Annotated in this window: 12 protein-coding genes; 2 read left to right on the forward strand and 10 right to left on the reverse strand. The window is 61.1% G+C overall.

Features of this window, described 5'->3' with window-relative positions:
- Positions 1-53 precede the first annotated feature (53 nt).
- The 5 genes from infC to DT070_RS19705 all read right to left on the reverse strand — a co-directional run bounded on the left by infC (position 54) and on the right by DT070_RS19705 (position 5416).
- Positions 54-659, reverse strand: a complete 606-nt coding sequence (infC, locus tag DT070_RS19690; protein ID WP_122956926.1) for a translation initiation factor IF-3 — start codon at positions 657-659, stop codon at positions 54-56.
- A 104-nt stretch (positions 660-763) separates the two neighbouring features.
- On the reverse strand, positions 764-2671 hold the full coding sequence (gene thrS, locus DT070_RS19695; RefSeq protein WP_122957506.1) for a threonine--tRNA ligase: 1908 nt from the start codon (positions 2669-2671) through the stop codon (positions 764-766).
- Between the two features lie 290 nt (positions 2672-2961).
- Complete coding sequence (locus DT070_RS21440) at positions 2962-3141, reverse strand: hypothetical protein (RefSeq protein WP_153976329.1); 180 nt, start codon at positions 3139-3141, stop codon at positions 2962-2964.
- Positions 3142-3309: 168 nt separating this feature from the next.
- Positions 3310-4629, reverse strand: coding sequence for an isocitrate lyase (gene aceA / locus DT070_RS19700; protein WP_092128310.1), 1320 nt, complete (start codon positions 4627-4629; stop codon positions 3310-3312).
- 334 nt (positions 4630-4963) lie between these two features.
- The gene (locus DT070_RS19705) at positions 4964-5416 is read right to left on the reverse strand and encodes a gamma-glutamylcyclotransferase (RefSeq protein WP_228778441.1); all 453 of its coding nucleotides are present in this window, start codon (positions 5414-5416) and stop codon (positions 4964-4966) included.
- Positions 5417-5535: 119 nt separating this feature from the next.
- Between DT070_RS19705 and DT070_RS19710 the strand changes: the two genes are divergently transcribed.
- The gene (locus DT070_RS19710; RefSeq protein ID WP_122956927.1) at positions 5536-6483 is read left to right on the forward strand and encodes a DMT family transporter; all 948 of its coding nucleotides are present in this window, start codon (positions 5536-5538) and stop codon (positions 6481-6483) included.
- Here DT070_RS19710 and DT070_RS19715 read toward each other — a convergent pair.
- The 4 genes from DT070_RS19715 to DT070_RS19730 form a co-directional block, all read right to left on the reverse strand.
- On the reverse strand, positions 6428-7318 hold the full coding sequence (locus DT070_RS19715) for an ABC transporter permease (RefSeq protein ID WP_122956928.1): 891 nt from the start codon (positions 7316-7318) through the stop codon (positions 6428-6430). The two genes, DT070_RS19710 and DT070_RS19715, sit on opposite strands and share 56 nt — an antisense overlap.
- A 1-nt stretch (position 7319) precedes the next feature.
- Positions 7320-8261: an ABC transporter permease gene (locus DT070_RS19720; RefSeq protein WP_122956929.1), complete on the reverse strand. Its 942-nt coding sequence runs from the start codon at positions 8259-8261 to the stop codon at positions 7320-7322.
- Positions 8262-8280: 19 nt separating this feature from the next.
- Positions 8281-9384 (reverse strand): ABC transporter ATP-binding protein, encoded by a 1104-nt coding sequence (locus DT070_RS19725; RefSeq protein WP_122956930.1) that lies wholly within the window; start codon positions 9382-9384, stop codon positions 8281-8283.
- Between the two features lie 100 nt (positions 9385-9484).
- On the reverse strand, positions 9485-10648 hold the full coding sequence (locus tag DT070_RS19730; protein WP_122956931.1) for an extracellular solute-binding protein: 1164 nt from the start codon (positions 10646-10648) through the stop codon (positions 9485-9487).
- Positions 10649-10906: 258 nt separating this feature from the next.
- Between DT070_RS19730 and DT070_RS19735 the strand changes: the two genes are divergently transcribed.
- A complete protein-coding gene (locus DT070_RS19735) occupies positions 10907-13042 on the forward strand; it encodes an acyl-CoA dehydrogenase (RefSeq protein ID WP_122956932.1) in 2136 nt (711 codons plus the stop codon).
- On the opposite strand, the gene DT070_RS19740 is transcribed toward DT070_RS19735, so the two are convergent.
- Positions 13039-14571, reverse strand: coding sequence for a malonyl-CoA synthase (locus DT070_RS19740; protein ID WP_122956933.1), 1533 nt, complete (start codon positions 14569-14571; stop codon positions 13039-13041). The two genes, DT070_RS19735 and DT070_RS19740, sit on opposite strands and share 4 nt — an antisense overlap.
- Between the last annotated feature and the right edge of the window lie 2 nt (positions 14572-14573).

Here is a 14573-nt window from a genome sequence, read left to right on the forward strand (position 1 = left end):
GCTTCCACAGGAACGCCGCGAAGCGCCCCTTGTTCTTGCCTTCTACCCCTGACTCAGGCCGCGGACGGTGCCGGCGCTGGCGCCGCGTCGGCTGCAGACTTGGCGGCACCCGGCTTTTTACGGCCCGGCGCGATCATCATGACCATCTGCCTGCCTTCCAGCTTGGGGAATTGCTCCACCACAATCAAATCAGCCAACTCATCGCGGATACGTGCCAGCAGGGCCAAACCCAATTCCTGGTGCGTGATCTCACGGCCGCGAAAGCGCAAGGTGATCTTGCACTTGTCGCCTTCCTCCAAAAAGCGCTTGATATTGCGCAATTTGATGTTGTAGTCCCCATCGTCAGTGCCGGGCCGGAATTTGATTTCCTTGATCTCGATCACTTTTTGCTTGGACTTCGCTTCCGCCGCCTTCTTCTGCTCGGCGTACTTGAACTTGCCGTAGTCCATCAACCTGCACACCGGGGGAACCGCTGTGGGGGAGATTTCAACGAGGTCCACGTCGGCCTCACCTGCCAGGCGCAAGGCCTCCATGAGACTGACAATGCCCAAAGGCTCGTTGTCTGGCCCGGTCAGACGTACTTCGGGGGCCATGATTTCACGGTTCAAGCGGTGCTTGCGTTCTTCACGGTGACGGCGGTCACGAAATTCAGTAGCGATGGTTCTATCCTTTAACTCTTGCTATAAAAGCTATAGCGGCTTGCGCCCGTCCTACATGGACGAGAAGCTTTAATGCTCACAAATTCGGGGGAATCGTCAGCGGTTCAGGCTTTTTGTGTGATGTCAGAGGCAATTTGCCGGGCAAACGCATCGAGAGGCATCACGCCAAGGTCTTTGTTACCCCGGGCGCGCACTGCAACGGCTCCGGCTGCTTTCTCTTTGTCGCCTACGACAAGGATATATGGCAGCTTTTGCAACGAGTGCTCCCGTATTTTATACGTAATTTTCTCATTGCGCAGGTCCAGGTTGACCCTAAGCCCTTGATTTTGCAGCGTTTTGGCAACTTCCCGGGCATATTCGGCCTGAGAATCGGTGATATTGAGGACCGAAACCTGCTCGGGGGCCAGCCAGGTCGGCAGGGCGCCGGCGTGCTCCTCGATCAAAATCCCGATAAAACGCTCCAGGCTGCCCACAATCGCGCGGTGCAGCATGACCGGGCGGTGGCGGTTGCCGTCTTCGCCCACATATTCGGCGTCCAGGCGCTCCGGCATCGAAAAATCGACCTGCATGGTGCCGCATTGCCACTGGCGGCCGATCGCGTCTTTCAGGGTGTATTCGATCTTGGGACCGTAAAACGCACCGTCGCCGGGGGCGATTTCAAACTCGCAGCCGGACGCGCGCAGGCTTTCCATCAAAGCGTGCTCGGCCTTGTCCCAGCTTTCGTCGGAGCCGATACGGGCTTCGGGGCGCGTGGCGACCTTGTAGATGATGTTCTTGAAGCCGAAGTCGGCGTACACCTTTTGCAGCAAGGTCGTGTAATCGACGCATTCCTTGAGGATCTGGTCTTCGGTGCAGAAGATATGGCCGTCGTCCTGCGTGAAGCCGCGCACGCGCATGATGCCGTGCAGCCCGCCCGAGGGCTCGTTGCGGTGGCACTGGCCGAATTCGCCGTAGCGCAGCGGCAGGTCACGGTAGCTCTTGATGCCCTGCTTGAAGATCAGGATGTGGCCGGGGCAGTTCATCGGCTTGAGGGCATATTCGCGCTTTTCGCTCTCCGTGGTGAACATGTTGTCGCGGTACTTGTCCCAGTGGCCGGTTTTTTCCCACAGCGTCTTGTCGATGATCTGCGGACCTTTGACTTCCTGGTAGCCGTTGTCCTGGTAGACCTTGCGCATGTACTGCTCCACGCCCTGCCAGACCGTCCAGCCCTTGGGGTGCCAGAACACCAGACCGGGCGCATGGTCGTCGATGTGGAACAGGTCCAGTTCCTTGCCGAGCTTGCGGTGATCGCGCTTTTCGGCCTCTTCCAGCATCGTCAGGTACTGCTGCAGCTCGTCCTTGGTGGCCCAGGCCGTGCCGTAAACACGCTGCAGCATTTCATTGCGGTGGTCACCACGCCAGTAGGCGCCGGCCACCTTCATCAGCTTGAAGAACTTCAGCTTGCCCGTGCTCGGCACGTGAGGGCCACGGCAGAGATCCTCAAAAGCACCCTCGCGATACAAGGATACGTCCTCATTCGCGGGAATGCTCGCGATGATCTCGGCCTTGTAGTGTTCGCCGATGCTCTTGAAGTGCGCCACGGCTTCGTCGCGCGGCAGCACGCGGCGTGTCACCGGCTCGTCCTTGGCGGCGAGTTCGGTCATGCGTTTTTCAATCGCTACCAGGTCTTCCGGCGTGAACGGGCGTTTGTACGAAAAGTCGTAGAAAAAGCCGTTTTCAATGACGGGGCCGATCGTGACCTGCGCATCCGGGAACAGTTCCTTGACGGCGTAGGCCAGCAAGTGCGCCGTCGAGTGGCGAATCATGTCCAGGCCGTCGGCATCCTTGGCCGTGATGATGGAAAGCGCGCTGTCTTTGTCGATCAGGTAGCTGGTGTCGACGACCTTGCCGTCTACCTTGCCGCCCAGGGCGGCTTTGGCCAGGCCGGCGCCAATGGAGGCTGCGACCTCGGCTACCGTGACGGCTTGCGGGTATTCGCGCTTGGAGGAATCAGGGAGCGTGATCTGGATCATGGGAGTGACTTTTATGGGAAACGGAAAGTTGGAATAGGACAACAAAAAAGCGCGGAACATGCCGCGCTTTGATGGGGGAATTTGGATTTAAGCTATGAAATTTTTAGCTAACAATCACCAGGGGACGCGGGCTAACGCCCTGGATGACTCCAGAAAACGGGCGAAGTCGTAGTTCGCGGTGTCATAACCCGAACTATCCTTCCTGTTTCCAGCTTGATTGATTGCATCCGCACATTTTACGGCAGGATGGCGGGCCTGTTCACAAGAGCCGGCCGGAGCCACTGAATTCGTTATTGCGGCGAGCCCGGCGGCAGGAAACCGAGGCCCAGGCAACGCGGGCATTCGGTGATGACGGTCTGCTTTTCGACTTCGAAATGTTCATTGATGTTTTCACTTTCAATGCGCAGTTCACCGGAACCTTCGCAATCAGGACATGAGATGCGCTTGAAACCCACGGTTAAGTCCGACACGGCAGCCTCCTCCAGTTGATGTTCACAGTCGTGTTTTATGTAACAAACTGCACTCTACGCCAAAAAGCGCCCGCAAAAAAGCCCGGACAGGCCCTAAGTTCCTGTCCGGGCTAAAGCTGTACCCGTGAAGGCACAAGCGTCTGGGTAATTTATCGGGTTGGAGCCAGCTCAGTGGAACTGCTCTTCTTCGGTGGAGCCGGTCAGCGCGGTCACGCTGGACTTGCCGCCCTGGATGGTGGTGGTGACTTCGTCGAAGTAACCGGTGCCGACTTCCTGCTGGTGCGACACAAAGGTGTAGCCGCGGTCGCGTGCTGCGAATTCGGGCTCTTGCACCTTCTCGACATAAGCCGTCATGCCGCGCTTGACGTAGTCTTGCGACAGGTCGTACATGTTGTACCACATGGAGTGGATGCCGGCGAGCGTGATGAACTGGTACTTGTATCCCATGGCGCCGAGTTCGCGCTGGAACTTCGCGATGGTCGCGTCGTCGAGGTTCTTCTTCCAGTTGAAGGACGGCGAGCAGTTGTAGGCCAGCATCTTGCCGGGGTGAACCTTGTGCACGGCATCGGCGAATTTCTTCGCGAAGTCGAGGTCAGGCGTGCCGGTTTCGCACCACACCAGGTCGGCGTACTCGGCGTAAGCGTTGGCGCGGGCAACAGCCTGGTCCAGACCCTTGCGCGTCTTGTAGAAGCCTTCGGCCGTGCGTTCACCGGTCAGGAAAGGTTTGTCGATCTCGTCGTAGTCGGAGGTCAGAAGGTCAGCGGCTTCAGCGTCGGTGCGGGCAATCACCAGCGTGGGCACGCCGCAAACGTCTGCCGCCATGCGGGCTGCGATCAGCTTCTGGCAAGACTCGCGGGTCGGGAGCAGCACCTTGCCGCCCATGTGGCCGCACTTCTTCACCGATGCGAGCTGGTCTTCCCAGTGCACGCCGCCGGCGCCGGAGCGGATCATGGCCTTCATCAGCTCAAACGCGTTGAGCACACCGCCGAAGCCGGCTTCGGCATCCGCCACGATGGGCGCGAAGTAGTCGATGTAGCCCTTGTCGCCGGCATCGATGCCTTTGGAGTGCTGGATTTCGTCGGCGCGGCGGAAAGTGTTGTTGATGGTTTCAACGACCTTGGGCACCGAATCCACCGGGTACAGCGACTGGTCGGGGTACATGGACGAGTAGGTGTTGTTGTCGGCGGCGACTTGCCAGCCCGACAGGTAGATGGCTTTGACGCCGGCCTTGACCTGCTGCATGGCCTGGCCGCCGGTGAGTGCGCCCAGGCAGTTGACGTAGGGCTCGCTGTGCAGGATGTTCCAGAGCTTTTCAGCGCCGCGGCGGGCCAGCGTGTACTCGATGGGGAAGGAGCCGCGCAGGCGGACCACATCGGCGGCGCTGTAGCCGCGCTTGATGCCTTTCCAGCGCGGGTTGGTGGCCCAGTCTTTTTCCAGGGCGGAAATCTGCTGGTCGCGGCTCAATTGTTCGGTCAGGGTTTGCGGCATGGTGGGCTCTCCGTAGGTTGAAAAGAAAACGAAATGAATTGGCTGATTCGATGGGGTAACTTTAAGTCTTCTACAAGACTTTGTGAAGCTCTTATGTCTTATATAAGATAAAAATTAAACCTAATAAAATCAACAACATTTAACTCAAATACCGCAATACGAAATTCAATTTCTTGCATTGAGAAATATTTTTGCGGCGCACCATTTTCTTATTCCACATTACGGAATGAATTTATCGAATGATGAAATACACAACATGCAGCGGGCGCGCCCGCCACGTAAAGGGATGCCTGGGGCCCCTCAGGGCAGTCAGCCGCAGCTCAGAAGCTGAAGTTCAGCTCTCGCGGTTGCGTAGATGCTCAACCCAGTCACCACCGGCGATGATGGGTTTTCCTTGCGTGTGCTCAGGCGCGATTTCGTAGAGGAGGCAAACCAGCTCACGGGCCCTGTCAATCGACCCGGACGGAGCGTCTGCCGCATCGAGCCGCACCGCAACTTCCCGCTTGAAATATTCACCGGTTTGCTGCGGCCAGACCTCTTCGATCTCGTCCAGCACCCGTTCCAGTTCTGCCTCAACGGCATAGACCTCGCCGTGCACCGTGCCCTCCCCTCCGAGCACAAGCCCGGGATAGCGGCCAAGGTGATGCATCACTCCGGCCACGGAGCCACGCCCTATCCACCGCGGCGCGGGCCGCAAGCGGTTGATGTCCCGCTCTTCACCCTTGCGCAGGGTGCCGTAGACAAAAACATAGCGGGCGGAAGGTTGCGGCATCAGGTCAAGCCCCATCGATGGTTCGGATCGTGCATTAAAAATTGAGGCATGATTTCAGCCTGCGCCGGGCACCGCCAGGCCAACTTCTTCAACCGGCAGGCTGCAAGGCCGCTGCAACAGGAACTCCCAGTTTAATGAACCGCATTGTGGCGTACGCCTGCCTCGCGCTCAGCATGTCTTTGGTCGGCAGCTACGTAGCGCTCTCCAAACCTCTCGTCGCTGCCCTTCCCGTCTTCTTGCTGGCCTGGCTGCGCTTTGGCATTGGCGGTGCGGCCATGCTGCACTGGCTGAAAAAGCCTGCAGACGAAGCCCCCATGAGCCGGCAAACCGGCCGGCTGCTGTTCCTCGAATCCTTCCTGGGTAACTTCCTGTTTTCGATCTGCATGCTGTTCGGCGTGAGCATGACCAGCGCGGTGGCGGCCGGCGTCATCATGGCGTCGATCCCGGCCGCCGTGGCGCTGATGAGCTGGATGTTCCTGCGCGAGCGCATCGGCCTGCGTGTATGGGGCGCCGTGGCCTGCGCGGTTATCGGCATCGGTTTGGTTTCGCTATCAAAAAGTGAGCTGCCAGCCCATGCTGTGACTGGGCTGGAGGCCGATTTGGCATCAAAGAACGCCTGGCTGGGCAATCTGCTGCTGGTCGGGGCGGTGCTGTGCGAAGCCGCCTATGCGGTCATCGGCAAGAAGCTCACCGGCGTGCTCAGCCCCAAGCGCATCACGGCGCTGATCAATCTCTGGGGCTTTGCGCTGATCACGCCCTTGGGCATCTGGATGGCGTGGAGCTTTGACTTCAGCCGCGTGGCGCCTTCGTCCTGGTTGCTGCTGCTGTTTTATTCGCTGGCTGCCAGCGTCTGGACGGTCTGGCTCTGGATGACCGGGCTGAAGACCATTCCGGCCAACCAGGCTGGCGTGTTTACCGTGATGCTGCCGGTCAGCGCGGCGGCCGTCGGCGTCATCGTTCTGGGTGAAACGCTCAACCCCACGCAGATCGGTGCCTTTGGCATCGCGCTGGCCGGCGTGGTACTGGCTACTTTGCCCGGGCGGGGTCCGGAAAGGCCTGCTCAGGCCGGGCCGCCGCACTGATCTCGCGGTCCAACCGTTTTTGCCGGCGCAACACAGCGATGCTGTAGGCAATGATGCCCACCGATACCACCGTGATCAGGATCGTGGCCGCCGCATAAATCGATGGGTTCACGCCGCGGCGGGCATAGCTGAAGATGACCTGAGGCAAGGTCGTGACACCTGGCCCCGACAAGAACTCGGAAATCACCACGTCGTCAAACGACAGCGTGAACGTGAGCAGCCAGGCTGACACGAGCGCCGGTGCAATGCTGGGCAAGGTCACGAGGAAAAACACCTGGATGGGCCGGCAGCCCAGGTCCATGGCGGCCTCCTCCAGCGTGCGGTCCATTTCACTGAGGCGTGACTGAATCACCACCGTGGCGTAGGCCATGCCCAGGAGGGTGTGGCCGGTCACGATGGTGATGAAGCCCCGGTCCGGCCAGCCTATGGTGCGCTGCACCGCCACCATCAACAGCAGCAGGGCCAGGCCGATGATGACCTCGGGCATGACCAGCGGCGCGTTGACCAGCCCGTAGAACAGCGTGCGGCCGGTAAAACGCAAATAGCGCACCAGCACAAAAGCGGCAAAGCTGCCGAGCACCACCGACAAGGTGCCCGTGATCAGCGCGACTTTCAGCGACAGGAAGAAGCCCTCGACCAGCCGCGAATCAGACAGCAGCGCCTCGTACCAGCGCAGCGAGAAACCGGTGAAGACGCCGTCTTGCCGGGTGCTGTTGAAGGAAAAGACGATCAGAAAAATCAGCGGGATGTAGAGGAACAGGTAAACCAGCCCCATCCAGATCCGGCCCACATTGTTTTCAAGAAAGCGCAGCAGAGTTCTCAACACGTTGCTCATGTCAGTGCCGTCCTTGCGCGTCGCGGTCGCTGCTGGAGCGGTAATAAAACGCCAGCGGTACCAGGATCAGCAAAATCATCACGACCGCCAGCGCCGACGCGCGCGGCCAGTTGTTGCTGCTGAACATCTCGTCCCACACCACGCGTCCGATCATGATGTTTTCAGCGCCGCCGAGCAACGAAGGAATCACGAACTCACCGACGCTGGGGATGAACACCAGCATGGAGCCGGCCACGATGCCCGATTTGCTGAGCGGCACGGTGATCAGCCAGAAGGCTTTCCAGGCGCTGGCGCCCAGGTCGTGGGCGGCCTCCAGCAGGCGGAAGTCCATCTTCACCAGGTTGGCATACAGCGGCAGGATCATGAAAGGGCAATACACGTACGTCATACCCACCAGCATGGACACATCGGTGTAGAGCATCACCATCGGCTCCTGGATGATGCCCAGCGAGATCAGCAGGTTGTTGAGCACGCCCTGGTCGGCCAGGATGCCCTTCCAGGCGTATACGCGCAGCAGGAAGGACGTCCAGAACGGCAGCATCACCAGCATCAGCAAGGCCGGGCGAATCGCGGGACGCGAACGGGCGATGAAGTAGGCAAAGGGGTAGCCGATCACCAGGCACGACAGCGTGGTGAGCACGGCGTACTTGAGCGAGGTCTTGTAGGCCTCCATGTAAATGGTGTTGCCGAAGCCGCCCACCGCATCGGCTGCGCTGTCGATGAAGATCGACGCGTAGTTGTTATAGCGCAGCATGACGTGCCACGAACCTTCTACCGTCTCGATCAGCGGGGCAAAGGGGTCCACGCCGTTGCCCATGTCCGTCACGCTGATGCGCAGGAGGATCAGGAAAGGCAGCACAAAGAACAGCAGCAGCCATGCATAGGGCACGCCGATCACGAAGCGCCGCCCCAGGTTGAGTTGAAGCCAGGAAGGGATTTTCATCGCCGTATGTTGCCGCGGCTTATTGGGTCAGCACCACGGGCGCCGAATCGTCCCACCAGAAAAACACCGCGTCTTCCCAGGTGATCAGGGAGCTTTCGTGGCGCGTGGTGTTGGTCTCGGTGATCTTCACCCGGCGGCCATTGGGCATTTCCACGATGAAAGTGTTGTAGCTGCCGAAGTAGGCGATCTCCCGCACCTTGCCGGTGAAAAGATTGACGTTCACGTCCGGCCGGGTCTTGGCGATATGGATCTTTTCGGGCCGCACCGCGATGGCCACCGACATACCCAGCGTTCCGCTGATGCCGTGGCCCACGTTCACAATGCCCTGCTCCGTCGTGACCTCGCAGCGGTCCGCTTCGTCCACCGTGAGCTCGCCTTCAAACATATTGACGTTGCCGATGAAGTCGGCCACAAAGCGGCAGTTGGGGTGTTCGTAGACTTCCTTGGGCGTGCCCACCTGGAGCACGCGGCCGTGGCTCATCACGGCAATACGCGACGCCATGGCCATGGCCTCTTCCTGGTCGTGCGTCACCATCACGCACGTCACGCCGACGGATTCAAGGATGTTGACCAGCTCAAACTGCGTGCGTTCGCGCAGCTTTTTGTCGAGCGCGCCCAGCGGCTCATCGAGCAGCAGCAACTGCGGCCGCTTGGCCAGGCTGCGCGCCAGCGCCACACGCTGCTGCTGACCGCCCGACAGCTGGTGCGGCTTGCGTTTGGCGAATGTCTCCAGCTGGACCAGCTTGAGCATCTCCTGCACACGCGCCTCGATCTCGCCCTTCGGCATGCCTTCGCGCTTGAGGCCGAAGGCGATGTTGTCCCAGACGGTCAGGTGGGGAAACAGCGCATACGACTGGAACATCATGTTGATGGGCCGTTCGTAGGGCGGAAAGGACGCGATGTCCACACCATCCAGGATCACCGAACCTTCGGTGGGTTTCTCAAATCCCGCCAGCATGCGCAGCAAGGTCGACTTGCCGCAACCGGAACTGCCGAGCAGCGCGAAGATTTCGCCCTTGTGAATGGACAGGGACACGTCGTCGACCGCCGCCACGGCATCAAAACGCTTGACCAGCTGGTTTGTCCGCAAAAATCCGTCGCCGGCCGAGAGGGGTAGGTTCATGAACAGGGGTTCTCACCAAGAAAAAAGCTGCGCACACAACGCATTGCATGCACAGCCGGGGTCACACTGAAATCAGCGCTTGCCAGAGATCAGTAAAACGTCACTTGCCTTTTTTGAAGGCGGTGAACACATTGCTCATGGACTCGCGCGCCTCGTTGCTGAAGCTGGCCGGGGACACCATCTTCTTCAGGTTGTCCGCATCGGGAAAGACGGCCTTGTCTTGCGCGATTTCAGGTTTGACATTGGCGAGGCTGGCCTTGTTGGCGGTGGCGTATCCCAACTCGTTGGTGAGCGACGCGGAGACGTCCGGGCGCAGCGAGTAGTTGATGAAGGCCAGCGCGTTGTTCGGGTGCTTGGCATCCTTCGGAATGGCCAGGGTGTCAAAGAAGATCAGGCCGCCGGTGCTGGGCAGCAGGGCTTCAACGTCGTTGCCGCTCTTGTTCTCAAGCGCACGGCCGCGGGCGATGTTGATGTCGCCAGCCCAGGCCAGCGCCACGCAGGCCTTGCCGCCGGCCAGGTCGTCAATCATGGTGCTGGAGAACATGCGGATGTGCGGGCGCACCTTGGCCAGCATCTCGGCGGCGGCCTTGTGGTCGGCCGGGTCGTTGGAGTAGGCGTTTTTGCCCAGGTAGTGCATGGCCGGTGGCAGCACTTCGGTCGGCGAATCCAGGTAGGCAATGCCGCAGGACTTGAGCTTGGCGGTGTAGACCGGGTTGAACACCAGGTCCCAGGCGTTTTCAGGCATGGGGGTGGAGCCCAGCGCCTTGGTCACCTTGGCCTTGTTGATGCCGACGGTGGTGAAGCTCCAGGCCCAGGGAACGAGGTAGGCATTGCCCGGGTCGATGGTGCCCAGCTTTTCCATGATGGCGGGGTCGAGGTTGCTGTAGTTGGCGACCTTGGACTTGTCGAGCTTGGCGAGCAGGCCGCCGTCGATTTGCGGCTTGGCGAACACGGCGCCCGGCACCACGATGTCGTAGCCGGTGTTGCCTGCGACCAGCTTGGCGTGCAGGGCTTCGTTGTTTTCAAAGGTCTGGTAGTTGACCTTGATGCCGGTTTCTTTTTCGAAGTTGGCGATCATGTCCTTGGCGACATAGTCAGGCCAGTTGTAGACATTGAGCACCTTTTCTTCGGCGGGGGCCGCGGCCGGTGCGCTGGCTGCGGGGGCCGGCGTGGCAGCGACAGGCGCCTCGTCTTTTTTGCCGCAACCGGCAAGCACGGCTGCCAGGATGGTTGAAATCGCCAGATAGCCAAGATGCTTTTTCATAATGTCCGCAACTCCTCTTAAAACTTGGAAGTGAAACCAGGAAACACACTCAAAAATACAAGCAAAAATCAGACCGGAGCAATTGTATAAGAGGGCTCACGTCGAGGGGGCTTTTTATCCACCCCCGGATGCCTGAGTCAGGCGCCTGTCCGGCAATGTGGCAAATTTGCCTACAGCAGGACACGCCGCAAGGCCGCTGACAGAGGGAGTTGAGCCGCCTACGCTGGAGCCTTCATTCGTTTCAGCTCAGGAGAAACCATGGGATTTGCCCAATGGCTAGGCCAGGCCGCCATGAAACCCTTTGCCCGTGCGCTGCCCGCCATGGGCGATACCGAACGGGCCGCCCTCGAAGCCGGCACGGTCGGGTTTGAAGGCCGGCTGTTCTCGGGAACGCCCGATTTTGATGCGCTGCTGGCCGCCGGGCCCAATGTGCTCACCGCCAGGGAGCAGGCTTTCCTTGCCAACGAAGTCGGCGCGCTGTGCGCCCTGCTGGACGATTTCGCCATCGACCAGGCCGGCGACCTGCCGCCCGAGGTATGGGCTTTCATGCGCGACAAGCGCTTCTTCGGGATGATCATTCCTGAGGAATGGGGCGGGCTCGGCTTCAGCCATTACGCCCACGCCACCGTGGTGACGCGCATCGCCACCCTCAACATTTCAGCCGCCGTTACGGTGATGGTGCCCAACTCCCTGGGCCCGGCCGAACTGCTGCTGCGCTACGGCACCACAGCCCAAAAGCAGCACTACCTGCCGCGCCTGGCCGACGGCCGCGACCTGCCCTGCTTCGGGCTGACCTCGCCGTATGCCGGCTCCGATGCCGCGTCCATTCCCGACCGCGGCGTGCTCACCGAGCGCGAAATCGACGGTGTCATGGTGCGCGGCTTCAGTGTCAACTTCTCCAAGCGCTACATCACCTTGGCGCCGGTTGCCACTGTGGTCGGCCTGGCCTTCAACGCCGTTGACGAAACCCTGCCCGATGGCCAGCGCAACCTGGGCATCACCTGCGCGCTGATCCCCGTACCGCAAGCCGGCATGCAGATCGGCCGGCGGCACCGGCCCATGGACGCCGCCTTCATGAACGGCCCCATTGAAGGCCGCGAGGTGTTTATCCACATGGACTGGGTCATCGGCGGCGAGCAGCAGGTCGGCCAGGGCTGGCGCATGCTGATGGAATGCCTGGCCGCGGGGCGCGCCATCTCCTTGCCGGCGCTGGGCTCGGCCATGCAGCAAACCTCTCTTTTCGTCGCCAATGGCTACGGCCAGGTGCGTGAGCAGTTCGGCCTGCCCATTGGCCGCTTTGACGCGATTGCCGGCGTCATTGCCGAAATGGCGTGCGAACTCTATGCAACCGATGCCGCACGCCGCTACACCGCGGCGGTGCTCGACAAAGGCGAGCAGCCCAGCGTGGCCAGCGCCATCCTGAAAGTGCACCTGACCGAGGCCGGCCGGCGCGCCGTCAACCACGGCATGGACATCCTGGGCGGCAAAGGCATCATCCAGGGCCCGTCCAACCTGCTGTCGGTCGCCTACCGCGGCGCGCCCATCGCCATCACGGTCGAGGGCGCCAACATCCTCACCCGCTCATTGATCATTTTTGGCCAGGGTGCGGTGCGCTGCCACCCCTACGTGATGAAAGAAATGGAAGCCGTGCGTGACAACAACGCAGAAGCATTGGGCGAAGCGCTGATCGGCCACGGCGGCCATGTGCTGCGCAACTTCTGGCGCAGCATCGCCGGCGCGCCGCTGCAAGGCACACCGCCCGAGGGTCTTGAAAAAGAAGCCCGGCTGGTCGACCGCCTGAGCAGCCAGTACGCACTCACCTGCGACCTGGCCATGGGCCTGCTGGGCGGCAAGCTCAAGCGCATGGAGCTGCTGTCGGCACGGCTGGGCGATGTGCTGGCCCACCTTTACATGGCCAGTGCCAGCCTGTGGCGTTATGCGTTTGAAAAAGACGCCGCCATGCTGCCGGTGGCGCGCGCCGCCATCCGCATGCAGCTTGACCAGGCCGGCGATGCGCTCGAAGCGCTGTATGCCAACTTCCCGTCGCCGCTGCGCCGGGTGGTGGGCGCGATGGTGCTCAACCGCAGCACGCGCCTGGCGCCGCTTCGGGACGCTCAGCTGCTGGAGCTCGCCAAGCTGCTGCGAACCAACCCTGCTGTGGTGAAGCGCCTGTGCCCTGACCTGGCGACGCCAAGCAGCGGCGGGCTGCGCGACCTGATGGATGCGCTTGATCTGGCGACTCAGCTCGGGGAAGACACCGTAGCGCTCAACAAGGTCGTGCGCAGCAACCAGTCGATGGAGCGCGCCGCGCAAGCCTCAAGCCGGCCTGAGCTGGCGCTGGCCTACCTGCGCGCCGCCGACAAGGTGATCCAGGTCGACGACTTCGCGCCTTAAGCTGCGGCCCGGCTGAACAAGTCTTTGTACTGCTCGCGCAGCAGGTTCTTTTGCACCTTGCCCATGGTGTTGCGCGGCAGTTCATTGACGACAAAACACTGCTTGGGAATCTTGAAGTTGGCCAGCTTCGACTTCAGCTCGCCCACAATCCGGCCGCCTTCCAGCGCAACGCCCGGCTTGGCGATCACGACGGCCACGCCGACCTCGCCGAAGTCCGGGTGCGGCACGCCGACCAGCGCGCTCTCGGCCACGCCCGGCATGTCGTTGATGTAGCCCTCAATCTCTGCCGGGTAGACGTTGTAGCCGCCGCTGATGATGAGGTCCTTGCTGCGGCCCACGATGACGATGTAGCCGCGCTCGTCGACCTTGCCGACATCGCCGGTCTTGAAGTAGCCGTCTGCGGTGAACTCTTCTTTGGTCTTCTCGGGCATGCGCCAGTAGCCCTTGAAGATGTTCGGGCCCTTGACCTGGATGCCGCCGATCTCGCCGGCCGGCAGCGACTGCCCGCCATCGTCCTGCACACGCAGGCTGACACCCGGCAGCGCAAAGCCGACGGTGCCGCCGCGCCGCTCGGCGCCTTCATACGGGTTGGAGGTGAGCATGACGGTTTCCGACATGCCGTAGCGCTCCAGGATAGTGTGGCCGGTGCGCGCTTTCCATTCGTTGAAGGTCTCGATCAGCAGGGGCGCAGACCCGGCCACAAAGAGGCGCATGTTGCGGCAGGCCTCGCGCGTGAGGCCCGCCTCGGCCAGCAGGCGCACATACAGCGTGGGCACGCCCATGAAGACCGTGGCTTCCGGCAGTTTTTTCACGACGAGCTTGGGGTCAAACTTGGCCAGCCAGATCATCTTGCTGCCGTTGATCAGCGCGCCGTGAATGGCCACAAAAAGGCCGTGCACGTGAAAGATCGGCAAGGCATGGATCAGCACGTCGCCTTGCTTCCAGCCCCAGGCGTCTTTCAGCACCAGCGCATTGCTCAGCATGTTGCCGTGCGTCAGCATGGCGCCCTTGCTGCGGCCGGTGGTGCCGCTGGTGTAGAGGATGGCGGCGAGGTCGTCCGCCTTGCGCGCCACCGCCTCGTGCTTGTCGCTGCAATGCGCGGCGCGGTCCAGCAAAGAGCCGGTGCGGTCGTCGTCCAGCGTGAAAACGTTTTGTGTGCCGGCCTTGAAGGCGATCTTGCTCACCCAGCCGAAGTTTTTGCTGCTGCACACCATCACCGAAGGCTCGGCGTTGCCGATGAAGTATTCGATCTCGGCGCTTTGGTAGGCGGTGTTGAGCGGCAAAAAGACGTAGCCCGCGCGCAAGGTCGCCAGGTAAAGCATCATCGCTTCAACGGACTTTTCAACCTGCACGGCCACCCTGGCGCCTTCAGGCAGGCCCAGCGAGGCCAGCAGGTTGGCCATCATCGCGGTGCCGCGTTCCAGGTCGCGCCAGGAGTAATTCAGGCCGGTGTCGGTTTCGACGGCGACCTCGTCGAGCGAGGCGGGAAAGGCGGCTCGCAGCGCCGCAAACAGGTTGTGGTTTTTCATGG

Origin of the sequence: Polaromonas sp. SP1 (genome assembly GCF_003711205.1) — a bacterium.
Taxonomy (GTDB): Bacteria; Pseudomonadota; Gammaproteobacteria; order Burkholderiales; family Burkholderiaceae_C; genus Polaromonas.